This window comes from Pirellula sp. SH-Sr6A, assembly GCF_001610875.1.
Lineage (GTDB): Bacteria > Planctomycetota > Planctomycetia > Pirellulales > Pirellulaceae > JBKCUI01.
Genome location: NZ_CP011272.1, coordinates 2,505,575 through 2,529,596, shown reverse-complemented (window position 1 = coordinate 2,529,596; position 24,022 = coordinate 2,505,575). Strand labels below are relative to the sequence as shown.

Sequence of the window (24,022 nt, the reverse complement as noted above, 5' to 3'; positions counted from 1 at the left end):
CTAACGACCAAATCGTGCGGCAAACTCATTCCGGCGCTTCGCTCCCTTGAAGTTGAGCAATCCGGATTCGACGGTCCATGGTTCGGGGCAAATCACGATCTTGGAAAACAGATTTCTAAACTCCTGACTGCACCGAACGAGAACTTGCTTTTCCAAGTCCACTAATTGGTCCGAACCGATCGATTCCTTCCTGCCCGAAACGCAGATTCGCCAAGTGCCGTTGGACGCGGGAATCACGACGGAATTTTCCAAATACGGAATCTTGCTCAACTGAGCCTCGATCGCAAGCGGATGAAGTTTGTAGCCATTTGCCAGCACGATCGTATCGTCGCATCGACCTAGAATCTCGAGCGATGGGGTCCCTTCGATGCGTCTTGCCAAGTCGCCTGTGTGAAACCAATCCCCTTCGTGCGGACCGTCGAATCTTCTCCAGCGTCGATTCGTCTCCTCAGGATCGTCCCAGTAGCCCATCATGACGTTGAGCCCTCGCACCCAGAGATTCGAGTCCGTGTCGAGCATCACTTCCGTTCCCTCAACCGGTGGACCGACACCATCTAAACAAGTGGGTGCGCCGGAGTCCGGATGGATATTCGAGCAGACGACGGGGCTCGTTTCCGTGAGCCCGTACCCTTGATAGATGGGCATTCCCGCGTCCTGGAAGCAGGTTCGTAGGGCGTAGTGCAATGGGGCTCCACCGCTGGCCAGCTGTCGGATCCGACCACCTAGAGCCGCCCGAAGATTCGCCTCAGTGGACGCTGGGTGTCGCGCGAGCAAGGCCTCGTAGACAGAAGGAACCGCGTTGATCAAAGTCGGTCGTGCGAAGGGAAGCCTGGAAAAGAAGTCATCGAGCCCGCGCGCGACCTCCATGGAGGAACCGCTGATCAACCAGGTGGTCAGTTCGCAAGTACGGGCATAAGCGTGCGCGAATGGAAGGAGATTGACTCGATGGTCGGTTGGGAACTGAGGCATCGCTTTGAGCTTGGCCAAAGCATTGGAGATCAAGTTTCCATGCGAAAGCATCACCCCTTTGGGGGTGTTGGATGTCCCTGACGTAAACAGTATGGTCGCCGGCTGTGATGCGTCCCCAATGGTTGCATCCTTAAGCCTCGAATCGAGCCAACTTGGATCGCCGCCGGTAGGTAGCGACCTCCAGTTAGGGAGGGGGAGGCCAGCTACGCGTTCCCGATGCAGGGGATCTAGAAACGTGGCTCGAGGTGAAACTCGATCGACAATGTCGCGAACGGTTTGATCTGGGAGACGGGGATCCAACGGAATCGAAGTCGCGCCGAGAGCATTGCAGGCCCAATCCGTGAGGATCCAATCCAATGAATTGAATCCCCAAAGGACAACGCGATCCTGGCGACGAATTCCCGTACGCGACAGCTCATGAGCAAAGCTTTGAACTAGTCCTGTGAGCTGGCTCCAAGATATCTGCAGGGGTGGCTTATGAAGGTCCGCAGATCGCTCGATCCAAGCGACCGAATCGGGCTTGGACCGAGCATGCTTTGCAAGATAGATCAACGCCGAGGGGGGGGGATCTCCACCTCGCTGGACGCCGTTTCTTAGTTCAAATGCGCCTGGAGCCATCCTTCATCCACTACGATCGAAGCCAAACGAAGCCCCTGCAGATCGGCAGGAAGTTTTTCGTCGATGCGAAGTGGTTTGTCCAGCAATTCGGGCTTGAAGACGTCGTCGAACTTCTTTTTCAAGAAGCTGCGGAGGGAAACGGCACGGACCCCGCGCTGTTGGCGTCCGTAGAATTCGATGCGAACTTCACCGTCCCGGACCAATTGAAGGGCACCGTCGACCAAGATCGGTGTGTACGACGCCTCGATGGTCGCGGGTTGATCAAGGGCTTGATCTCCACGATCGAGCTTCGTCGTTCGAATACGGAAGATAATCTTCGAGTCTTCGAACTGCACTTCCACGGGTTGGCTTCCAGCCATGGTGATTGCCCAAGGCTCATCGTTTTCACGGCGGACAGCTCCTGCCGCGAGTTCGCCGAACTGCTGACGATACATCTCGGCCTCTTCGCTGTTCAAGATCCGACCCGCCAATACTGGGTCCAACAAATTGGCGATGGCCGACTCGTGGATCTGCAACGCGATACCCGTCGTTGGAACGACGTGAGGGCAGGACGATGACGCAGCGAGCTGAACATCTTGCTGCACCTTCCAGAGCATCGCCATATAGTGGTCACTGCTCCACGATGATCGCATGGGTTTGCTAAGTCCCAAACGGACCAATTCCACGATCGAGGGATTGCCGATTTTCTCGTTGGACTCCGAAAGTTGAGTCACGAGCTGTTGGTGGAATTGATTGCGGATTCGCATCTCCATGCGACCTTCAGCGATCGCATCGGCTTGTGGCTTCTGCTTGGCAGCGACCTTCGCGGCAACCTTCTCAATGATCTTCAGCTTGGCGTCGATTGCGTGGATATTGGTGGTTAGATTTGCATCGGTATTGGTATCACCGAGCGCCATGAATCCGTTTGGTCCGAGCGAAATCGTCTCGCTGGCCGATACGAAAGCCGAACCGGTTGTGTAGAGTTTGACACCTCGGTTGTAGCCAATATTGTTACTGGAGAAATCCCCGTGCAGCTGCAGTCGTACCATGGCCTGCGATGAGTTCGGAAGCAATCGGGGAGTCACCGCTCCGCTGAGAATACTGTTACCGAAAATACGCGTACCCAAGATCTCTTCACATACGGGATTCGGTTCGCAAACACCGCGGCCGAATCGATTATTCACGTAGTCTGCAGTCAGGAGGACCCGGGCATTGGGCCGCGAAAAGGACCCTTGGATCTCGCGAATCAGTTCGGGGGTTTGATTGGCTTGGTCCAAGTATGAAACGGTCAACGCAGCATCGCGTCGAGCGTTGATATCTTTGGAAAGATCGGACTTTTGGATCAAATCGGCCAATTGCGTCAATCGATTGCTCAGGATCTCCACCGACTTGCCAGGGTCAGAGCCGAAACGCAACGCGACCAAATAATCGTGGATAGCGGCTCGGACGCTGGTGAAGGGGCTGAGTTCTAATCCGTTGAAGTTCTGGCGGAAACGTTTCTCGAGTTGCAACAAACTGTCTTGATCGGGCTGCTCTTTAGCAAGCTCGGCACGCAGCTGACCCCAGCGAAGGAATTCCTTCCACTGGTCGCGATTGTCGGGAGTTCGGTCCAAATAGGATTCGAACGCCGCGACGGCTTGGTCTAGCCGTTCGCGAGCCGACTGCGTCGAAGGAAAGGATTTTGCATCCAAGCGCTCCTGCGCTGCTTGGATCGCTGGTAGCCATCGCAACTGCGGGGAGTCTGGAGATGGTGTCACCGCGGCTGCCGGAGCAGGGACGGCTGCCGGCGAAGCCTCTTCGGACTCCTGTCCGAAGGCCGCTAGGGCCGCAAACGGGCCCGCCGCAACTGGGGCACTGAAAACTGCCGTTAGGGATAGCCAAAGGCGAAATCCTGCGCGACGTTGTTGAATCGAATGTATTGGCATTTAAAACCTCCTTGATGCTCCTCTGAGTGGCGTCGTACGAAGCCGAAATTGTAACGGTCGTCAGGGCTGGATCCTAGCACCTATTTTCTCCAACTCGCCCAATCCTACTATTCCCCAGTTCTGTTTCGATGTGCCTCGGGATTTGGCCCGCACTGGATATGGGTAGGAAAACGAGGGTTTTTGTGTAAGATCGGGGACCCTGTCGTCTCAATTTCCCGGTTCCATCAGCGGTAGCTCCATGTCGAAAATCCTCCAGTCCCTCCCCGTTGGCAAAAACGTTGGTATCGCCTTCTCTGGAGGTCTCGACACGAGCGCTGCGATCTTCTGGATGCGACAGAAGGGAGCGGTCCCCTATTGCTACACAGCCAACCTCGGCCAACCCGACGAATCGAATTACGACGATATCCCCAAAAGAGCCCTCGAATGCGGCGCGGAGAAAGCCCGGCTCATCGACTGCCGTGAACAGCTGGTGCATGAAGGGCTCGCGGCGTTGCAGTGCGGTGCTTTTCATATCACCACCGCAGGACTGCCCTATTTCAACACCACACCGATTGGGCGTGCCGTGACGGGCACCATGCTAGTCCAAGCGATGAAGGAGGATGGGGTCAACATTTGGGGGGACGGGAGCACGTATAAAGGGAACGATATCGAGCGATTCTACCGCTATGGCTTGCTAGCCAATCCAGAACTCCAGATCTACAAACCTTGGTTGGACGAAACTTTTAATAAGGAGCTCGGGGGCCGAAAAGAAATGTCCGAATTGCTCGAGAAAGCGGGCCTCGGTTATCGCATGAGCAAGGAAAAAGCGTACTCGACCGACTCGAACATCTGGGGTGCGACGCACGAAGCGAAGGATCTCGAAAATCTTGATACGGGCATCAAAATCGTGGATCCCATCATGGGAGTTCCTTTCTGGAAGTCCGATTGCATCGTTACCCCGGAAGTCGTCACCGTCACCTTCGAAGCGGGATTGCCCGTCGCACTGAACGGCCAATCCTTCAAATCCCAAGTCGATTTGGTCCTCGAAGCCAATGCCATCGGCGGCCGGCACGGTTTGGGAATGTCCGACCAGATCGAAAACCGAATCATCGAGGCCAAGAGTCGAGGCATCTACGAAGCCCCTGGAATGGCTTTGCTCTTCATCGCTTACGAACGGCTGATCAGCGGTATTCACAACGAAGGGACCATGGAACAGTACCGGGATATGGGGCGCCGCTTGGGACGCCTGTTGTACGAAGGGCGATGGTTTGACTCCCAAGCTCTGATGCTCCGCGAAGCCATCCAGCATTGGGTCGCTCGCGCGATCACCGGAGAAGTCACTCTCGAGCTCCGCCGGGGTAACGACTACTCCCTGCTCGATACCAAGAGCCCCAACCTGACCTACAAACCCGAACGATTAACGATGGAGAGCGGGCAAGGGGAGTTCACGCCAACCGATCGGATTGGTCAACTCACCATGCGAAACTTGGATATCACGGACTCTCGTGAAAAGCTGACCGTCTATCGCAGCGTCGGACTGCTCGCAGGTGGTAATAACGATTCCATCAAACTGCTCGAAGAATAGACGAAGAGTCTCGGCTGCCGGCAAATCTTGCCCAACCCTCGCGTCGCAACGGATTCGATTGCGGGGTTGCACGGACCGAGGCAGTTGGCTGCACGACGCATTCGTCACGGTCCGAAATTCGATGCATGGTCGTTGAAATCGCTCGCGATGAAAGGAGTCAGCGCATGCGTCGTTGCTACCGCATTTTCGGATTGGGGTTCGCTCTGCTCGGTGTCGAGTTGGGGGCATCCGAATGCCGAGCTCAGTTCGGCAACGGCACGAATTATCCCGTGCTAACCTACTTGGGGCGATACCACGGAATCGGATACGGCCAGGGTTACCACGCATGCAATTCGGGAAGCTGTTCCCCTGTGTCGCAATTGCATCGCGCTGCTTCGGTACCCGTCTCTTTCGCACGTCCCCTTGCTCCCACCCCAACTCCAGCGACCCGCGATCCATGGCCCGATTTGGGCGGCAGCAATTGGAGCCAGTATCAGTCGATGGAGCAGTCTTCGTCCCTCGGATACTCGCTGTACGCTTCGCCGGATCAGGGCAGCTCCGCGACCGCACCGCCGACATCAACTTTTTTGACGCCGAAGCCGGCCCCCATCTCTCCCATGCCGACTCGACCTGCTCCTCTCGCGTCTCCGAGCGATGCGAATCCGAGGTTACGATCGCCTGGGGGCGCCGAACCATTGCCTGCACCGAAGATGTCCCAGCCATCCGTACCCACGACAAGTCAACGGCTATATCCGGCTCCTACCAGATTCCCATTTCGGTAAGCTGACGAACCGCTTGCCCCTCCCAGTCCCGATTGGCGACAGGAGATGCGGGACTCGGGTGCAGTATTCTGCTCACAGGAATTCCGTTGGCTTCGCCTAGAACACGCTTCAAGCAGCTCTCGGCGTAGGCTCCAACTCCGATTGCGATGGATGGTTTCATGATCGCGAGCGAGTCAGCGAGGAACCGATCGCAGCATGCTTCGAGCATTTTGCTGTCCTCCCGATGAAGTTTGTCCGGCGTGATATTGCGTCCGCTTTCGTTCATGAACACCAGAGGGCAATAGTTCGACACGAAATGGTTCTGGAAGAACATATCCGGCGAAGGAAAGCGTTTGGCGAAAAGCCCCCAAAACCGACGGCCCGATACCTCGGATTTCTTGCATGCGAATCCCTCGATAGGGCGTTTCGGATGCTCCTTTTCAGGACGACCGACCGGAGCCACGATCCCTAGGTAATCACGGACTAGTGCAATTTCTCCAAACGGTATACCAATCTGCGCCATTCCAAATGGCCCTGGATTCATACCGAGAAAGACAGCGCGGCCTTGACGGCCCCCGTAGCGACGCAGATATTCCCGGTGGGGTTCCCATGCGTATTGCAAGGGATTGTAGACCCACTCTACCGGGGCCCGAAAAGACAGAGACGAAACATCATGGCAAAACTGCGAGGTCAACTCGGTCAATGCATTGGAAATTGATTTCGGCATATCCATCCGCTCCTCGATTACGAGACCTCGTCGTCCAATCCCTCCGGGCCGATTCTATTGTTACCAAGACCTAGGACAGGGGCTTTAAAATCTTTCTCGCTAAGGAGGGGTTGTAAGGGGTCCAGGTATCTCGCGTGCGATCGGCCTCGATCATTCCGCGAATCGAACTCAACTTTGCATCCATCTCATCGATGTAATGAAATGCCATCGACTCCATGGTCATCGGTACCTTTGGGCTGCCATGTTCCAAGCATCCATGATGGCTCACAATGATGTGCTTGAGGTGCAGCAACTTGTTCGGGTCCAGGTCGCACCCTTCGCGTACGAGATCCGCGGCTTTACGTTCGACCATTCCGACGCCTTGCACCAGATGTCCGATCAATTGCCCCGCGTCGGTGTAAGTCAGTTCACCGTCGAAAGCGAGTTCCTCTAGCTTTCCAATGTCATGCAAAAAGGCACCTGCGAGCAAGATATCTCGATCGAGGTAAGCGTAATGGGAGGCCAGCGCGGAAGCGAGCTTTACCAAAGATACAATGTGCTCCAGCAATCCACCCGGGTAGGCGTGATGGGTCTTGATTCCAGCAGGCGCTATTTTGAGGGCGACTTCGATTTCAGGATCGGTAACAAACGACTGCGCGATCGCCCGCAGCGTGGGATCCTGAATCGAGTCCAGCAAACTACGTAGTTCGTTCCAAAGCGAAGGCACGTCGACGCGCGTCGCGCTTTCAAAGTCTTCTGGCTCGATTTGGCCCTCCTCCACCCCCTGCATTTGATGGACAATTAGTTGCAATACGCCGTTGTGAAGCTGCGATGCGGCTTGCACACGCACATAGGCTCCTCGTTGAAATTTGTCGGCTATGCGTTCATCTGCATTCCATCGCATTCCCGAAATCGTCCCTGTCCGGTCTTGCAACTGAAGCAGCAAATAGTGTCCCCCCTGTCGATTGGCTCGCAATTGCCGATCCGCGATACGAAAGACCTCGTCGATCTGCATCTGCGGCTGAATATCGCTGATAAAGGTACGAGGCATCGGCAAAACCTTTCAAAAGTGAAGAGGAGATCAGGGCTGGCGGACGTTAGGCTGCTAAACGGCAAGCCAAGGGCGTGAATGGGTGTCAGCTGCTCGCGCTGGAGTAGCTGCGAAGGGCCCGTCGAAAAATCCAACGGCTTGCTAAAAGGGAAACCACAGTTGCAAACAAAGCAAAGATTCCCAACCCCCATTCCCACGGCTCGCGCGGCGACAGTGGCTGAGCCAAGATCCTGGCCGGCACATTCACCACGACGAGAACAGGGACAACAAACGTAAAGAGGAGCCAGAGCGGATAGCCCCATCCTCCCTCGTAAATCTCCATGGGATATCGAGAGAAGTTCGTAATGTAAAACCAAAAGTCGTAAAGACTCTGATTCCTTCCGAGCCAAACGCTGGTCGCGGCCAAGCAAATCATGAGGCTATAAAGGAGGAATACTCCACAACCGACATAGAACCAAAAGAGCGCAAATGAAATCCAGCTCCATTCCCATGCAGGTGAGGCCCTGCCCTGCAACTGCAGCAGACCATACACGAGAATAATCAAGCCGAGAACGAAGTTGCTAAGGGAGGACCACTCGACTCGACGAAACGAGATGAGGAATTGCGTATCCATAGGCTTGAGCAGCACATAATCGAGTCCGCCGGTGCGAATCAACTCGCTGAACTCTTGTGCGTTGGGCATCAAGAAGGCTTGCACGATCGAATTGATGAGCCAAGTTGTTGCTAGAAAGACAAAGAACTCGTTCCGGCCCCACCCGGTCTCGACACCGATTGAACGCACGTGAAAAAAGACGAGAAGATAAAAACCGAGATTCATCAAGAGCCAGGAGAGACTCGACACGCAATCGAGCAGGAAATTGCCACGAAAGGTCATGTCCCGTATCAGGCTGTTCCTAGCCCCTGCGACAAAGACACGCCAGTAACTCGATGTTCGTGGGCGACTTTGGCTTTCGCTCATCACCTTCTCATAAGCACGAAAAAGGGCAAAAAAAAGGCCATGGATCGTTCCATGGCCCTTTGGATTTTGAATTTCCGTCGATCTGCTGGATCGATGGGATCAGCCTACTCGGAAGCGGTCGCTTCGAATGCAGGCTTGGTGGACTTCTTCGAAGTGCGGTCATTCTGTCCGACGAACTCGAGGATAGCTCGGGTGCCGTTGTCACCCAATCGCGGCTTGGCCAATCGCATGATGCGCGTGTAACCACCGTTTCGTTCCAGGAATCGGGGTGCGATCTTGTTGAACAAAATCCGCACGCACTCTTTGTCCTTAACGATCGCAAAAACGCGACGGCGAGCCGTGACGCCTGGGGCGCGGGCTGCTGCCCACTTTTGCCAAGAATCGCTCTTGCGCCATGCCTTCCACTCTTCCGAGCCACGTTCCGCCTTGGTGGCGAATTCTTCCGCTTTGGCGTCAGCGATCACCCCGTACTTTGCAATGGTGATGCACTTTTCAACCAAAGGACGAATTTCCTTCGCCTTTTCCAGGGTCGTGATGATGCGACCAGGCACCTTCGGAGCGTTGGGCTCCAATTCCGTTACCTCGCGCTCGGTCAAAATGATCGCGGCGACCAAGTTGGAAAATAACGCTTTGCGGTGGGACGGGCTACGACCGAGTACTCGCCCTTTTCTTAAGTGTCTCATGACTTCTTATCCAAAAACAATTGGTGAATTTGTGGTAGTTGCCCGTGGTGCGTCTTACCGCATCGATGGGACTCGCATGCCAAGGTGGAGACCCATACCGCTCAGTCGCTCGCGCACTTCATTGAGCGTGGTCTCTCCAAAGTTTCTAACTTCAAGCAGCTGATCTTCGGTGCGTTGGACCAAGTCTCGAACGAGACGGATCCCTTCAGCTTCCAAGCAATTGTTGGCCCGAACCGAGAGCTTCAAGTCCGCGATGAGCGTGTTGAGCTTCGCTTCCAACTGAGCCTCTGCGGAGCCAGGACCGCCGCGAGCAACCGCATGAACTTGCTTGCCAAGCTCGCTCGATTGCACAAACGGGTTGAGGTGCTTGCGAAGAATCTTGGCACCCTCGACCAATGCCATCTCGGGTGGGACGGATCCGTCGGTCCAGAGCTCGATAATCAGTCGGTCGTAGTTGGTCTTTTGTCCAACGCGTGTTTCTTCCACGAAATATCGGACGCGGACAACGGGGCTGTAAACCGCATCGACCGGGATAATTCCGATTTCGTGATCGCCTGAGCTATGCTCGGAGGCAGGGACGTACCCACGACCGTTTTCGACAACCATTTCCATCATGAATGGAACGTCGGCGGTCAAAGTCGCTAGGACGTGATCCTTGTTGATGATCTCGACATCGGAATCGGTTTGAACGTCCGCACCGGTGATCACACCTGCCTTGTCGGCACTTACGGTGAGAACACGCGTGTTGTCGCTGTGGTTCTTGACCACCAACGCCTTCACGTTCAAGACGATTTCCGTCACGTCCTCGAGGACGCCGGGGATCGACGAGAATTCGTGCTGAGCGCCGCGAATCTTGATCTGGGTTACCGCGCTTCCTTCCAGGCTCGACAAGAGAACTCGACGAAGGCTGTTACCAATGGTGGCGCCGAAACCTCGTTCGAACGGTTCTGCAACGAACCGGCCAAACGTCGAGGTCAATGTCGATCGGTCTACATTAACTTGGCTGGGCAGCTCTAATCCACGCCAACGAACATGCATTCCTAGGGTACTCCAAAAAAGGAATCGTTACTTTGATTTCGAAACCGGTCGTTACACGCGACGTCGTTTGCGAGGTCGGCAACCGTTGTGTGGGATAGGGGTGATGTCTTCGATTTGCTTGACGCTGATTCCTGCAGCTTGCAAAGCGGTGATCGCGGACTCTCGCCCGGATCCCGGACCCTTGACTCGGACCTCGATTTCCTTCATCCCGTACTTCAGTGCCTTCTCAGCTGCTTGCTGTGCAGCCGATTGGCCAGCGAACGGAGTGCTCTTTCGCGAACCCTTGAAACCACTCGTTCCAGCGCTCGCCCAGCAAAGAGTGTCACCCTTGGTGTCGGTGATCGTCACCGTTGTGTTGTTAAAGGTCGCCTTGATGTGCGCAATCCCTGCAGTCACATTGCGACGAATCTTGCGTCGCTTTCCATCACCCGACTTGTTACCAGATGCCTTGGCCACAACAAACCCTTTGAATCGTATCTAAACCTAGAAACTATTTGTTCTGTGAATCTTTGCTCTGACGCGGCGGACGGCCTTAACCGACTGCTGCAACCGGAACAACAATTCGTATCCGGCTTACTTTGTATTTTGCGTGGAGCCAACCGTACTACAGGGTACTCGACGCGTGCAAAAACCCAATCTATCAAGCTGCCAACCTGCGGAGCAACCGAGCCAACCAAAAGGTCCGCTAAGCCACATTGCGGTGAGCCATGGCCCACTCGCAGCAAGCCGACAACCCAATTGGGCTATCGCAAATCTTTAACACCCTTCTTACCAGCAACCGTCTTACGAGGACCCTTTCGAGTCCGCGCATTGGTTCGGGTTCGCTGACCGCGAACGGGAAGACCAAGCTTATGACGCATCCCGCGATAGCATTTGATTTCACGCAACCGTCCGATCGCCTGCCCGACTTGACGTCGCAGCGGTCCTTCGACGGTGTACTCGCGCTCCAACAAGCTAGCCAAGCGGCTCAACTCATCTTCGTCCAGTTCACGTGCTTGCTTGCTGGGGTCGATTTTGGTCTTCACGCACGCTTCACGAGCGACCGATGGGCCGACGCCGTAAAGATACTGAAGGGAATATACGACTTGTTTGTCGTTCGGAATGTCAACACCGAGCAGACGCGGCATGCTTGCCTACTCCTAAGCCTAGTGCGGTTCAAGGGTTGTAATCAACTCGGACTCTGCGCCATCGATGGGCTATTGCCGTCGACGGTACGGTCGCCGCGTTGCTACGCAGCGTGCCCGAAATGGGAAAGCCCCAGAGTGTAACGAGGGATGGCTCGACCTGACAAGGCTTAATTGTCGCCTTTGGCACGCATTTTTCATGGAGTCCGGGATTCCACGTTGAACCCCTTGACCTGCCACCGCTCGCGCCCGGGAGAGTCCAAGCTGTCCTCTTCGGCAATCATCGCCGAAGGGACTCAAGGAATTCTCGCAAACTTGTGAGAATCAGACGTTCTTATCGTTGCCCTCGGTCGAAGGGTACTTAAAAAATCCTTCGCCGGTCTTCAGTCCGAGCTTCCCTGCGTCGACGAGCGGTTGAAGCTGGTCGATGAGGGGCTGCCACTGGGCGTCGCCGTCCACGAATCTCGCAGCGGACATGGTTTGGTGAATGAGATCCAAACCGATTTGGTCCATGATCCCAAACGGACCCAATTCCATTCCTGTTACCTGCCTCCATGCAAAATCGATCGATTCCGGTTCCGCCACCCCCTTGGCCTTCAGCTGCAGCGCCGATTGAAGCAACGACCGCAGCAACCAATTGAAGACGTATCCGGGATTTTCCACCGTCTCCACCAACGCCTTTTGCCCGATCTCGGCTGCTAATCTAGAAAGGGATTTCGCCGTAGCCGAACTCGTCCTGGGCGAGCAAGCCACATCGACCAATCGAGTTCGCCAAACCGGTACATGAAAGTGCATGTGGGCGAATCGCTCGGGATGGGTGACGAAGCGGTCCAGCATCGAAGGCGTGAAGTAGGAGCTGTTGGATGCGATCAATACGCGTTCGGGAAATCGGGCCGAAGCCGCTTGAAGGACTTTGCGCTTCACGGAGACTTGCTCGGTGACACTTTCCAGAACCAAGTCGACCGCGTCGGAAGCGTCCGAGATTTTCGTCAAGAAGAGGACGCGATCCCTGATCGTGGAGAGTCGGTCTGCAGGCCAATACGCGGCCATTTCCGCTTCGTTTGCTTTGCTGCGCAACCACTCTTCACCGGATCGAAGCGCAGTCTCCGAAGCATCGAGCCATTCGACGACGAAACCGTTGGCAGCGAACTGGCCGACGATCTGGCGCCCCACCCATCCTGCACCGACGACTAGAATTCGGGCGATCCCGGAAGCCTCGGGAGCGGGAGGAGATGAACAAGCTCGGGGGTCGTCAGCCATTGCGATTGGTGATACTCAAGGAGTTGAAGGATGCGCACCGCGTCTTCCCGCGATGCGATCGCCTCATCATAGCAACCCTCCGCTTTCCAACCATCGGCCGATTCCGTGAGGCAATCTAATGACCTCGGTTCTTCAGGTCTCGCATCGCCAACCAGCGGCAACGGGGCGCATCTTCCAAACAACGAGCGCTGATCGGTTCGAAGCAGCGGTTCGGTGCAATCCCCTGTTTGGTCCACCGGCGACCGTGAAACAACCGCATGGGGCAAGTCGGCTCGCCAGTAGATATCTCGCGGTTTTTCTGTTTCCGATGGCTTCGAGTCCATAGACTCCCCATCGATCGTCGGTCGGGATGAGTCGGGAACGATTCGACGAAGCCATAACTGAAATGGCTCTTCGTCGCATTCGAAGAGCGATTCTCGCGATCGATGAGACTGTAACGAACGGGATTCGCTCGCCGATTCTCGCTCGGCGAGCGGGATCCAAGCCTCTCTCTCGTTCGTTGTTATTTCCATTTGTCTTTAGGAGGGATGAAGGAATCGATGGCACTCAAGTCGTCCCCTCGGACGGTGGATGCAAATCGAACACCCAAGTCGTGAATCTTCTCGGCGGCCTCTTCGAGGGGCTGACGGTTGTTCAGTTTGAGGGACACCGATGTCGCGACCGCGAGGACCTCATCTAGGATGGGTGCTTGCACCTTGGTCTGCGCGGACTTCAGTCGTTCGATCGCTCGAGCGGTTCGCTGCGCCGAAGTGATGCCAAACGTTGCCTTCTCCGTCGCCATCGCCGTCGCCTTCATGCTGAACTCGATGTCTGCGATCAGACCGGCCACAAAGAGCTGCCGCAGCCGTCCCGCGGTTTCTTCGGCATTCGATTTCCCATCGGTGCGTACAAAGTTGTGCCGAACAGTCCCTTGCGACCAACTGACGAGCTCAAAATCGAGACTACCGGCATGATGCCCACCGACGTTCACTAGCTTTTCGTCAGGAACCGTATGGCATCGGTAGCAGCTTTGAGCGAGCAAGTAGACGTTGACGGGATTCCGCATCCCCAACTCGATACTCCGGGAGAATCGCTCGACTCGGTGCTGCGGCGATTCCTGCAGCTTGGTCATATTGGGACCGCCGTAATCGTTGTGGACGGAGATCCAATCTGCAGCGGCTCCGTGACACGATTCGCAGGAGACTCCTGCGATCGCTTCCAATTTTGCGGCCCCCGCTATGGACCCCGCTATGGACCCCGCTATGGACCCCGCTATGGACCCCGCAGTGGACCCCGCAGTGGACCCCGCAGTGGACCCCGCAGTGGACCCCGCAGTGGACCCCGCAGTGGAATCCGCTGTGGAATCCATCGTGTAATGGCACTGGATGCAGTTCGAGTCGCTTTTGAAGTTGGTAATACCAAGCTTGCTGGCGATTTGCTGGGCCTCGGGCTTGCGGTGCAAGGTCACGAAAGTCTCGCTATGGGGCGTTCGCTTCCATGTCTGTACTTCCGGTGCGTGGCATTTCTCGCAACTTGCCACGCCGACGACCTTGTGGGGATCGATGGCGACCTGCCATTTCGCATCGCGAGGGTCCATCTTGGTGATGGGGTGACCCATGCCGATCACGATCGATGCGGTGGGGCAAACGAACAATGAGACCAAGAGAATTTGTCGATTCATACGTTTGGGGCTAACAAGAAAAGAACAACGGAAGTCGGAAACCACCCAACCCTAAGACTAAAATCCGAACGGAAAGGTAAAATCCGAGCTACGGCACGATCTTCCAAGCTCCGAGATCCGTCTAATCCGCCCAAGCCCACCATTCGGAACAATCGGTTTGAATACGCCCACCTCCCGCGAAATGATCTACCCCGCCGTCCCGCTCCAATGCGTGATCTCCGGCGGTCAAACGGGCGTGGACCGGGCGGCGCTCGATGCGGCGATGGCAGCAGGAATCGACCACGGGGGGTGATGTCCGAAGGGGAGGATGTCGGAAGAGGGGCCGATACCTGACCGTTATCGCCTCGAGGAGCTCCCGTCGATGGATTACACCGAGAGGACGCGGCAGAATGTGATCGCCGCCGACGGAACGTTGATCTTGGGACCGCCACGGCTCTCCGGGGGTTCCTTGCTGACGCTCCGGATGGCACGGGAACTCCAGAAGCCCTTTCTCGCGATCAAAATGCCGGAAATGGCTTCCGGGGTGGTGTGGGACAGCACGATCCACCGGCCATTAAGCCGGAACCGAGAGCTTCCCTCCATTCTAATATGGTTGTCGCACTACCCTATTCGCGTACTGAACGTGGCAGGGCCTCGAGCTAGTAAAGTCCCTGCCGCCTACGAAGCTGCTCGGAGTTTGTTACAAGAACTCTTTCAACGGTTGGGCCAGGAAGCAAAGCCACCGCGGAGCGCAGAGAAATAAAATACCCCGGCCCGCGCAATGAGGCGGACACTGCAAACGGGCCGCGGGGTACCTTCGCTGTCGGCGAACCGACGCAAACTCCGGTGGATTCAACAAGTCGAGGAGAGTCGCCGGAGTGCGGAAAGGAGCCTCAATGCTCCTTTCCGACACCCGATGACTTTTCTTGGGTAGAGGGGAACCCGCCCGAAAACCGAGCGAACTCACCGTCTTGATAATGGAGCAATAGATGTGCCAAAATTGTGCCCTCAGGGCAGAAGGTGGGTGCCACCTAATGGCATGTGCAGAATAAGAGCATCGAATCTCTTGAACTTTGGCGAGTTGCGAGAGAAGAACTTTTTCTGCACCAAGGATGAATCGATCCAAAAATTTCCTTGATCCGTCCCGGCGTGCTTAGTTTGTAAGCATGCCGCGGGCAGATTGTTGGGCTGCGTGCCTAGATCGGGGCAGGTCGGTTATCGGGCCTGCAAGCTGCGGTTGACGGCTGCGATGAACCCGAGGAGGGAGGCTTTGGTGATGGACCGATGCTGACCGACACCGAACAGTTCTTGACCGTCGGGCGTTCGGACCAGGATGTAGGCGGCAGCAGTGGAGTCGCTTCCGGCTTCCATGGCGTGTTCGTGGTAATCGAGGATATCGCAAGCCAATCCGTACTGATCACGAATCGCGTGTACGAAGGCATCGATCGGGCCCGAACCTTGCCCTTCCACTTCCGATTTCTCTCCTTGGTAGGTCACGGAGAACCGATAACGTTCCTGGTCCTCTGCATCGCATTCGATCGGGGTGTGAGAGTGATACTGAAGCGTCGCGGGAGGGTGGATGTAGGTTTCGACAAACTTGCTGGCGACCTCCCTCGCTGGCATCTCTTTGCCGGTTTGATCGGTGATTCTCTGGATGACTTGGCTAAACGCAATTTGGAGTCGGCGGGGTAATTGGAAGCCGAGTTCGCTTTCGACCAAGAACGCGACACCACCTTTCCCCGATTGCGAGTTCACTCGGATCACGGGGTCGTACTGCCGTCCAATGTCGGCTGGATCAATGGTGAGATAGGGAACTTCGAACGCATCTTGCCCGGTTTCCTTCATCGCAGCGAAACCCTTCTTAATCGCGTCTTGATGGGAGCCGGAGAACGCGGTGAAGACGAGGTCGCCGGCGTAGGGCATTCGCTCATGGACCTTAAGTTCCGTGCAGAATTCCGCGATGCGGCGGATCTCTTTCAAGTTGGAAAAGTCCAGTTTGGGATCAACCCCTTGGGTGAACATATTGAGAGCCATGGTGACAATATCCAGATTGCCCGTCCGCTCCCCATTTCCGAACAGAGTTCCCTCGACGCGGTCAGCCCCTGCCATGAGCCCTAACTCGGAGGCGGCGATCCCGGTCCCGCGATCGTTGTGAGTATGGAGCGAGATGAGAGTGCTCTGACGCGGCCGAAAGAGTCTGCAGAAGAGTTCGATTTGGTCGGCGTAGACGTTGGGTGTTGCCAACTCGACCGTGGATGGCAGATTGATGATGGTCTTGTTCTCCGGAGTCGGCTGCCAAACGTCGCAAACCGCTTCGCAAATCTCGACGGCGTAGTCGAGCTCGGTACCGGTAAAGCTTTCGGGGGAGTATTGGAATCGAACCGGGTTTTCAGAACCTCGCGCAAGATCTCGGATATGGGTCGCGCCATCGATTGCGAGTTGGACGATCTCCTGCTTGGATGCTTGAAAGACGACCCTTCGCTGCAGAGTGGACGTGGAGTTGTACAAGTGCACGATGGCCGACTTGGCCCCACGAATCGCTTCGAAGGTCCGATCGATCAAATTCTTTCGCGACTGCACGAGGACTTGAATGGTTACATCCGCAGGAATGAGATCCTTTTCAATCAATTCGCGCACGAAAGCGAAATCGGTCTCCGATGCGGCAGGGAAGCCGACTTCAATTTCTTTGAAACCGATTTTCACGAGCGTTCGGAAGAGTTCCATCTTCTTCGCCGGACCCATCGGGTTGATGAGGGCTTGATTCCCGTCCCGTAAATCGACCGAACACCAAATCGGTGCTTGGGTGATCGTGCAATTTGGCCAGGTCCGATCGGGGAGCTGAATCGGCGGGAATGGGGAGTATTTTGCCATCTTCGTGTCTCGATAATCGCTATAAAAAAACCCTGACATTCGCAATGCGAACTCAGGGTTGGTTGGGTTTTTGTTGTATGGATCCAAACGACCAAGCCCCTCCGCTCGCTAGAGAGCGAGGAGTAGCTCAAGGCTTTTCAAGGTTGGCAGTCGTCGGTTCATCATGTTCCAGTCGGTGTAGCCGAGGCGTCCAATTCTTCCGCCCGTGAAGCATTTAGACTAGCTCCGGCACGGGAATGCGTCAACGGGGAAGCGTCCACGGGGGAGCTCGGATCAGAGGCTCGAACAGAAATGAGTGGCCTCGATGGGGAAAGGTTCGCACCCCTTCCACCGAATCGACCGTCACAATCGCGATATTCGAACCAGCCGGTTGTCGGTTCCCACATCTTCCTCCCCCCGATTCGAATGCAGGCGCCGCATCCGAACGTAGACTCGCCCAGACGAACGCCACTCCTTTTGGATCCCTATCAAAGACGGCAACTATGTCGGTCGCGACATCTCCATTCACCTTTTCCGCCGACTCTCTCGTTCCTGCCACTGACTGCGACAAGGCGTGTCCTCTGTCCCCGCCAGGCGATCTGCTTCCTGCCGAAGTGGAGCTGCGTTCCGAGCGATTCGCGTTTGCCCTTTCCGACGAATTCCCGGTTCCAAGCGACATCGCGATGGCATTTTTGAATCCTATCGCAGGGGAAGAGCGCGAATCGACCCAATATGCCACGACGGAAGCTATTAGCGAATTGTTGAACCCGAGGAGTCTTCATTCGTCCGTCTCTCCTATTCGGTTGGAGCATCACCAAAGATTGGTTTCCGGATTGGCTCGCTGCTGGAATTGGATTTATCATCGAGCCCCTTGGGAGCATGACACTTGGAGAGCGCAATCGGCATTGCAAGCGATGCTACCGCTTTACTGCATCCAGAAAAATGAATCGTGGGAACACCATCTTAGCCACTCGCTGCAGCTTCTCCGACGACATGCTGTCTTAATCCTCTGGGAAGAATCCCTGCAATCGGCTGGGATTCAATCGTGGCTTCGCCGTCCCGATTTCGGAAGCGAATCGCTGGCTCTTCGGATTGAGAACGCATTTCACCTTTGCATCAACCATCTTTCTCATTGCTATTGGCTTGAGCTAGCGAGCCAAACCCAGCATGCACTGCTGCCAGTCACTTCAACACGAAGTTGCGAATGGGAGACCGAAACGTGGCAACTCGCATCGACGCTCCTTCGGGAAGAGGCGCTTGTCGATGCGACGGAGCTCTCGGGTAACTCCGCGCTAAGCGCTGTGGATATGCGAGAGCATTGGAAACGGTTGACGCGAACGCTGGCGGAATCCAAGCCGCGTACCCGTGCGAACGGCGGCTCGCAACCGGAGGCGATAGCCGAAGATGAGACGCAATCATCGATCTCTCGGTCGATCGACAGAGATCCCGCTCCGTACCTTCAGAAGATCGTGCCCATTTCCGACCGAAATGCACGGGACCTAACTTCGAAGCTTCGCGACCTTCTGCAGTCCTCGGAGAAGGAGTGCGTTATCTCGCTGGCAGTACTCCGGGCTATTCCGAACCCATCCTCGAAGTCTACCGGCCACCCTGACGAGGCGCCGGACTGCATCCCTGAACTGTGCGACGACGACATCGCAACGGTCGAAGCCATGTTCCGCACGGAGCAGAATGATTGGGTTTTCGTCTATTCTGGATTGGATCGTTCCGAATTGGCCCGCAGGATCCGTGAAGCGTTTGAACAACGGAAAGCCGCGCCATCTCGCGACGGAAAGTCGCTATTATCGCACTACTTCGTCGCCGGGGTTTCGACGGTAATCGACCCTACAGCGAGTTTTGAAGTCACCAGCTTGATCGAGGGTGCATGGCGATGCCTCGATGCCGCAGAAGTTCAAGGTTCTAATGCGGTCAAGACGATCGAAGTCTTCTAGCCCCATTCCCGTCAAGAACAAACGTAAACATGGATGCACACCAGTTACAGCAGACTTTTGGTATCGATTCCGCTCTTTGTTTTGAAAACCATTCGAGTGGTTTGGTGCAGGGTGTTGTTCAGACGAAGTTTTGCGAGGGGCGATTCTTTCTGCACGGTGCTCATGTGTCGCATTGGCATCCTTCCCATACCGCTTGGCCCGTTTTGTTTATGAGTGAGCAAAGCAGTTTCGCAGAAGGGAAGCCAATCCGAGGAGGGATCCCCCTTTGCTTTCCGTGGTTCTCCGCCCATCCCACAGATCCCTCGCAGCCGGCCCATGGATTGGTTCGACAAGCTCGATGGAAGTTTGTCGAAAGCCGGTTCGAGAACGAATCGGTTCGTGTTGTCATGGAACGCATCGCAGACGAGTTCCTGCTTCGGTGCAAAGTGGAGTTCGGCACCGAGCTCGCGCTCGAACTGAAAATGACCAATCGATCTTCACAGACACGCGATTGTGAAGTCGCATTGCATACGTATTTCGACGTTGCCGCTATCGAAAAGGTCTCCGTCGAAGGCTTGGAAAAGGTTCCCTATTTCGATCAGCTCAGCCGAAAGGTTTGCTCCGCTGAGCACAAGCCGGTTCGGTTTGATAGGGAGACAGACCGAATCTATCAAGGCCCCGTAGGAAGCATCCTGCTTCGAGATGCCGAGCGCAATCGCACTATCTCGATCGACTCAGCAAACGCGAACTCCACCATCGTCTGGAATCCGTGGGTAGAAAAGTCGAAACGCATGCCCGACTTCGGTGACGAGGAATACCACCGCATGTGTTGCATCGAAACGGCCTCGGTTCGCGATCATCGCATGACGTTGGCGCCGAGCGAAACACACATCATCGGTGTGCGCTACTCCGTCGGCCCGTAGCCATTCCAGCGGCCCGTAGCCATTCCAGCGGCCCGTAGCCATTCCAGCGGCCCGTAGCCATTCCAGCGGCCCGTAGCCATTCCAGCGGCCCGAGGCTGGTTGCTGCTCTCCATTGTCGATTCGAATCAGCCGTGGACTGGGAATAATGGACTATCAGTATTCCTCTTTGTTGATGCCGTAGGATTCCAGCTTTCGATAGAGCGTTGCTCTGGAGATGCCTAGGAGTTCCGCCGATTCCGGGATGTTCCCCCGCGTCCTCTTCAACGCCTCGCGGATCAAGCGTTGTTCCCATTGCTCGACATTGAGCGTGTCGAATAAATCGGGCTTGGGCTCATGAAGGCTCAGCTCACTGGCTTCAATCTCTTCGCTCGCCGCGAGTACGACTGCGCTGTCGATGACATTTCGGAGCTGTCGGACGTTTCCTGGCCAGCTGTATTCCAACATCCGCGTTCTCGCTCCTTCGCTGAGCTTGATCTGCGGCCGGCCATGGAGGGTGGAGAAATGGTCTAGGAAATGATCGATCAGCAGCCCTACGTCATCGCCGCGACCTCGAAGGGGCGGGACTTTTAACTCGAACACACTCAATCGATAGTAAAGGTCTTCACGGAAGCGTTTGTCCGCGACGAACTCGCTCAGGTCTCGGTTGGTTGCTGCGAGGACACGCACGTCGACTCGCACTTCTTTTCTGCCGCCGACCGGGAGAAAAGGGTGTCCTTCGAGAATACGGAGCAACTTTGCCTGCCCCTCCAATGTCAACTCACCGATTTCATCGAGGAATAGCGTTCCTCCGTGGGCTTGTTCAAACCATCCGATGTGATCCTTGTCCGCACCCGTGAAAGCCCCCTTGGCGTGACCGAACAATTGGCTCTCCATCAGTTCGGCTGGTATCGCAGCGCAATTGACGCTCAGCATAGGCCGCGACGCGCGCAAACTGGCTCGATGGATGGCGCGTGCAACGAGCTCTTTCCCCGATCCGCTTTCACCTCGAATTAAAATACAACCCGTTGCACCGGCGACCCGAACGATCTTCTCTTTCAGCTCCACCATGGGAGCGCTGTTCCCGAGGAGCTCATCAAAGTCCGCGCTCTTGCTCTGAAGCCGACCATGATTGATCCGGAGCGACGACTCGCTCTGAGCCCGGACGATCGAAGGGGCTAAGAAGCTCGCAGCGGCGATAGCAAAGTGGAAGGCGTGTTTATCGAAGTTCTCTTTTTCACGGTACAGGTGGATGACGCCGATCACGTTTTCGTCGTGAAGGAGCGGAATGCATATCGCATCGGCATAATGGCGCAGTGGACCATCGCTCACGTTCCGAACTTCGTTCTTGACCCAGACCGCCTTGGCTTGTCGGCATACCATGTCGGTCAATCGGCTGCTCAGGGTGATGCGAGGGGATGCGGAGGTAGTTACTCGGCGCTGGTCGACCAACTCACCGTCTTGATCGGCGAGAAGAAAGGCCACGAGAGTCGCTTGGGTTCGCGTTTTGAGGACTTCGCTCGCTAGCTCGGTCACCTGCTCCGGTGTCACCAGAGAAATGCAGCGAATCGAGAGTTGATGCAGATCGGAGAGATCTTCGTTCCGATTCGCTTTGCGCAGGGAAAGGAATGCTGACATTCCTGTGCCAGTCCCGTCGGTCAGTCCTCCGGTTTTGATCTCGCGCAAATCGTGGGAGAGATTGATACGTTCGACGGTCAGATCTTCATTGATCGTGTCGTCGTTGAATTCCAGTTCGGTATTCCCGATCGCAATGCGATTTCCGTGAGCAAGCGTCGCGCGATCGATCTTCGCCCCATTGAGAAGGGTACCGTTGCGGGACTGCAAATCCTCGATCTGCCATTGTGCGGCACGGTAATAAATCCGCGCATGGACGCGCGAGGCGAGGGGGTCTTGGAGCTGGATTTGGCACTCCAGTCCGCGTCCCATCGTCGTATCGCCGTTTCGGTCCAGCGCGTAGCGGGAATCCAAGTCCCGCCCTCGCGTTACAAGAAGATAGGTAGCCATAACGTTTTGGTAGTGTGGTCAAACTCGCCCCCATCGGAGATTATGGCATGCTGTCTCAAATTGCGACAGCCGGAGTTTTGAGGAAGTCGAAGAATTCGTGTTCGCGGAATCCTTTCACAAGGCAGCTTTTTGGCGTCTTTCTGGTCATTCCGAAGCGAAAAACCCCATTTACAAAAGAGCGAATAGCCACTTTGTGTCGATTTAGATTGCCTTAAGTGCCGATTCGCGGTACAATCGGCCCGATTAGTTTTCTTTTTTTCTTTTCTTGCTCGAATGACGGGAGGCCCCTATGAGGCACATGACCGGAAGACGAGGATTCACGCTGGTTGAATTGCTCGTTGTGATTGCAATTATTGGGATTTTGGTGGGGTTGCTTCTGCCCGCTGTCCAGGCTGCTCGTGAAGCAGCTCGGCGCATGCAGTGCTCTAACAACTTGAAGAACTTGGCGTTGGCGCAGCACAACCACCACGACGCCTACAAGAAGTTCGCACCTGCGTCGCACGACCCCAGGTGGCGAACGGCCCTCAACGCAGGGAATGCTTGGGATCGGCTTAGCTATCTGACTCAAACCTTGCCCTTCATTGAGCAAAACGCACTTTACCAACAAATCCAGCCCTACCACTTGGCGGGTGGAAACCCTTGGTCGGTTGGAAATGCGGGAGCGACTCCCGGAGTAGAGAGCCCTTTTAAGCGAAACGTTCCGACTTTCCGATGCCCATCGGATGGCGTTCAGTTGAACCCAGATGATGCGCAGCCAACCAACTACGTTTGCAACCGTGGTGACATTTACCTGAACTCGGGTGACTGGGAATGGCGCGGTGTGTTCTCCAACGGAGAGCGCGGTCGTGCAGATTTCGGAACGATCAGCGACGGGTCGTCCAATACGGTCATGTTGTCTGAATTGGTTATCGGACGCCAGAACGGAGTGTCGGGCCAAGACACCATTTTGGAAGGTACCGCTCGGGACTCGATCGGCCCAGTGGGTGGTCAATTCACTCCTTCGCTCTGCTTGAGCCGACGTGGTCCGAACGGAACCTTGGTCGCTCCTTCGCTTCAGGATTCTTGGGGAAATACAGGCTGGGGCAAGGGACGACGATGGGGTGATTCGCTCAACGCGTTCACCGGATTCTTTACAATCCTCCCACCGAACGGTCCGACTTGCTCCAACGACAATGCGGAAGCCAATGCGATGCCAACCGCCAGCAGCCGACACACCGGTGGGGTGAATGTGGCGATGTGCGATGGTTCGCTTCGATTTGTTTCCCAAAACATCGACACGGGTAACCTATCCGCGACGATGCCAGCGACCCCAGCCAACTCGCGAACCTACGCCGGACCATCATTCTGGGGTGTTTGGGGTGCTATGGGATCGATGTCTGGAAAAGAGACCGTTCAGATGCCTGAATAATGGTTGTCTGAGTAACTAATTGACCGAAGGGCCGAACGTTGTTCGGCCCTCTTTTTGTTTCCTCCTTCGAACAGTTCACGGCCAAAAATCATGAAAGCCCTCTGTCTTAGTCTTCTGGTCCTCGCCGGATTTTCCTTGGGATGTGGTAGCGGATACAACCTGCACCCCGTAACCGGCAAGGTCACTCTCGACGGCGCGCCACTCTCCGGAGCCACGGTCACCCTGAAACCATTAGCGGAAGGCAAACCTGCGACCGGAACAGCCGATGCGAATGGCGTCTACACCATCACCGACATGCGGCCCGATGCGGGGCCTGGTGCCGAGCCAGGCGAATACCGTGTCGGTATCCTCTGGTACAAGCCCAGCTCCAACGACACGTCGAAGATGACCGGCGAATCTTCCGGGTATAAGCCACCCGAAGAAAACAAGGCTGCTCGCAATACAGTACAAGGACCCAAGTCTGAGTTGCCTATTGCCTACCAGAATCCAGACACCTCTGGTCTTACCGTTAGCGTTCGCGCTGGTGAAAACAAATTCGACTTCGATTTGAAAGCCGACTTCAAAGGAGCTGGCAAGTAACTCGCTGTCGATCGCAAACGATGGAAGCGGTCTTGCCTGCTGATCGTTAGCCTCACTTAATATCTCAGGTTGGTGTGCA

At 55.6% G+C, this 24,022-nt stretch carries 21 protein-coding genes and 1 pseudogene; 7 read left to right on the top strand and 15 right to left on the bottom strand.

All coding sequences use genetic code 11. The features are described from left to right. Positions 1-1,587, bottom strand: coding sequence for an AMP-binding protein (locus VN12_RS09905; protein ID WP_146676666.1), 1,587 nt, complete (start codon positions 1,585-1,587; stop codon positions 1-3). Beyond that, the gene (locus VN12_RS09900; protein WP_146676665.1) at positions 1,563-3,491 is read right to left on the bottom strand and encodes a hypothetical protein; all 1,929 of its coding nucleotides are present in this window, start codon (positions 3,489-3,491) and stop codon (positions 1,563-1,565) included. The genes VN12_RS09905 and VN12_RS09900 overlap by 25 nt, the downstream gene beginning before the upstream one ends. A gap of 238 nt (positions 3,492-3,729) precedes the next feature. Between VN12_RS09900 and argG the strand changes: the two genes are divergently transcribed. Together argG and VN12_RS09890 are read left to right on the top strand one after the other, a co-directional pair. Continuing rightward, positions 3,730-5,055, top strand: coding sequence for an argininosuccinate synthase (gene argG, locus VN12_RS09895; RefSeq protein ID WP_146676664.1), 1,326 nt, complete (start codon positions 3,730-3,732; stop codon positions 5,053-5,055). 164 nt (positions 5,056-5,219) lie between these two features. Beyond that, on the top strand, positions 5,220-5,816 hold the full coding sequence (locus VN12_RS09890; protein ID WP_146676663.1) for a hypothetical protein: 597 nt from the start codon (positions 5,220-5,222) through the stop codon (positions 5,814-5,816). On the opposite strand, the gene VN12_RS09885 is transcribed toward VN12_RS09890, so the two are convergent. The 10 genes from VN12_RS09885 to VN12_RS09840 all read right to left on the bottom strand — a co-directional run bounded on the left by VN12_RS09885 (position 5,794) and on the right by VN12_RS09840 (position 14,275). Next, entirely contained in the window at positions 5,794-6,522 is a 729-nt protein-coding gene (locus VN12_RS09885) for a uracil-DNA glycosylase family protein (protein ID WP_146676662.1), read from the bottom strand. The genes VN12_RS09890 and VN12_RS09885 overlap by 23 nt on opposite strands. A 70-nt stretch (positions 6,523-6,592) precedes the next feature. After that, a complete protein-coding gene (locus tag VN12_RS09880; RefSeq protein ID WP_146676661.1) occupies positions 6,593-7,552 on the bottom strand; it encodes a 3'-5' exoribonuclease YhaM family protein in 960 nt (319 codons plus the stop codon). Between the two features lie 85 nt (positions 7,553-7,637). After that, positions 7,638-8,510: an ABC transporter permease gene (locus tag VN12_RS09875; protein WP_146676660.1), complete on the bottom strand. Its 873-nt coding sequence runs from the start codon at positions 8,508-8,510 to the stop codon at positions 7,638-7,640. 104 nt (positions 8,511-8,614) lie between these two features. Continuing rightward, the gene (locus tag VN12_RS09870; protein WP_146676659.1) at positions 8,615-9,193 is read right to left on the bottom strand and encodes a bL17 family ribosomal protein; all 579 of its coding nucleotides are present in this window, start codon (positions 9,191-9,193) and stop codon (positions 8,615-8,617) included. Positions 9,194-9,247: 54 nt separating this feature from the next. Next, the gene (locus tag VN12_RS09865) at positions 9,248-10,231 is read right to left on the bottom strand and encodes a DNA-directed RNA polymerase subunit alpha (RefSeq protein ID WP_146676658.1); all 984 of its coding nucleotides are present in this window, start codon (positions 10,229-10,231) and stop codon (positions 9,248-9,250) included. A gap of 51 nt (positions 10,232-10,282) precedes the next feature. Continuing rightward, positions 10,283-10,639 (bottom strand): 30S ribosomal protein S11, encoded by a 357-nt coding sequence (rpsK, locus tag VN12_RS09860; RefSeq protein ID WP_409994275.1) that lies wholly within the window; start codon positions 10,637-10,639, stop codon positions 10,283-10,285. A gap of 335 nt (positions 10,640-10,974) precedes the next feature. Further along, positions 10,975-11,358, bottom strand: a complete 384-nt coding sequence (rpsM, locus tag VN12_RS09855; RefSeq protein ID WP_146676656.1) for a 30S ribosomal protein S13 — start codon at positions 11,356-11,358, stop codon at positions 10,975-10,977. Positions 11,359-11,679: 321 nt separating this feature from the next. Then, positions 11,680-12,615 (bottom strand): 3-hydroxyacyl-CoA dehydrogenase NAD-binding domain-containing protein, encoded by a 936-nt coding sequence (locus VN12_RS09850; protein ID WP_146676655.1) that lies wholly within the window; start codon positions 12,613-12,615, stop codon positions 11,680-11,682. Continuing rightward, positions 12,546-13,127, bottom strand: a complete 582-nt coding sequence (locus VN12_RS09845; protein WP_146676654.1) for a hypothetical protein — start codon at positions 13,125-13,127, stop codon at positions 12,546-12,548. The genes VN12_RS09850 and VN12_RS09845 overlap by 70 nt, the downstream gene beginning before the upstream one ends. Continuing rightward, complete coding sequence (locus VN12_RS09840; protein ID WP_146676653.1) at positions 13,118-14,275, bottom strand: multiheme c-type cytochrome; 1,158 nt, start codon at positions 14,273-14,275, stop codon at positions 13,118-13,120. The genes VN12_RS09845 and VN12_RS09840 overlap by 10 nt, the downstream gene beginning before the upstream one ends. A 181-nt stretch (positions 14,276-14,456) precedes the next feature. Here VN12_RS09840 and VN12_RS09835 point away from each other — a divergent pair. Beyond that, positions 14,457-15,017: pseudogene (locus VN12_RS09835) on the top strand (putative molybdenum carrier protein). A 452-nt stretch (positions 15,018-15,469) separates the two neighbouring features. On the opposite strand, the gene leuA reads toward VN12_RS09835, so the two are convergent. Further along, positions 15,470-17,125 (bottom strand): 2-isopropylmalate synthase, encoded by a 1,656-nt coding sequence (gene leuA, locus VN12_RS09830; protein ID WP_146676652.1) that lies wholly within the window; start codon positions 17,123-17,125, stop codon positions 15,470-15,472. 482 nt (positions 17,126-17,607) lie between these two features. On the opposite strand from leuA, the gene VN12_RS09825 reads away from it, so the two are divergent. Together VN12_RS09825 and VN12_RS09820 are read left to right on the top strand one after the other, a co-directional pair. Beyond that, complete coding sequence (locus VN12_RS09825; protein ID WP_146676651.1) at positions 17,608-19,053, top strand: hypothetical protein; 1,446 nt, start codon at positions 17,608-17,610, stop codon at positions 19,051-19,053. 29 nt (positions 19,054-19,082) lie between these two features. After that, positions 19,083-19,955: a D-hexose-6-phosphate mutarotase gene (locus tag VN12_RS09820; RefSeq protein ID WP_146676650.1), complete on the top strand. Its 873-nt coding sequence runs from the start codon at positions 19,083-19,085 to the stop codon at positions 19,953-19,955. Here VN12_RS09820 and VN12_RS26630 read toward each other — a convergent pair. Continuing rightward, positions 19,937-20,068, bottom strand: a complete 132-nt coding sequence (locus tag VN12_RS26630) for a hypothetical protein (protein WP_256388128.1) — start codon at positions 20,066-20,068, stop codon at positions 19,937-19,939. The genes VN12_RS09820 and VN12_RS26630 overlap by 19 nt on opposite strands. 40 nt (positions 20,069-20,108) lie before the next feature. After that, positions 20,109-21,956, bottom strand: a complete 1,848-nt coding sequence (locus tag VN12_RS09815; protein WP_146676649.1) for a sigma 54-interacting transcriptional regulator — start codon at positions 21,954-21,956, stop codon at positions 20,109-20,111. 289 nt (positions 21,957-22,245) lie between these two features. Here VN12_RS09815 and VN12_RS09810 point away from each other — a divergent pair, with 289 nt between their 5' ends. Next, entirely contained in the window at positions 22,246-23,364 is a 1,119-nt protein-coding gene (locus tag VN12_RS09810; RefSeq protein ID WP_146676648.1) for a DUF1559 domain-containing protein, read from the top strand. 90 nt (positions 23,365-23,454) lie between these two features. Next, complete coding sequence (locus tag VN12_RS09805; RefSeq protein ID WP_146676647.1) at positions 23,455-23,943, top strand: carboxypeptidase-like regulatory domain-containing protein; 489 nt, start codon at positions 23,455-23,457, stop codon at positions 23,941-23,943. Positions 23,944-24,022: the final 79 nt, after the last annotated feature.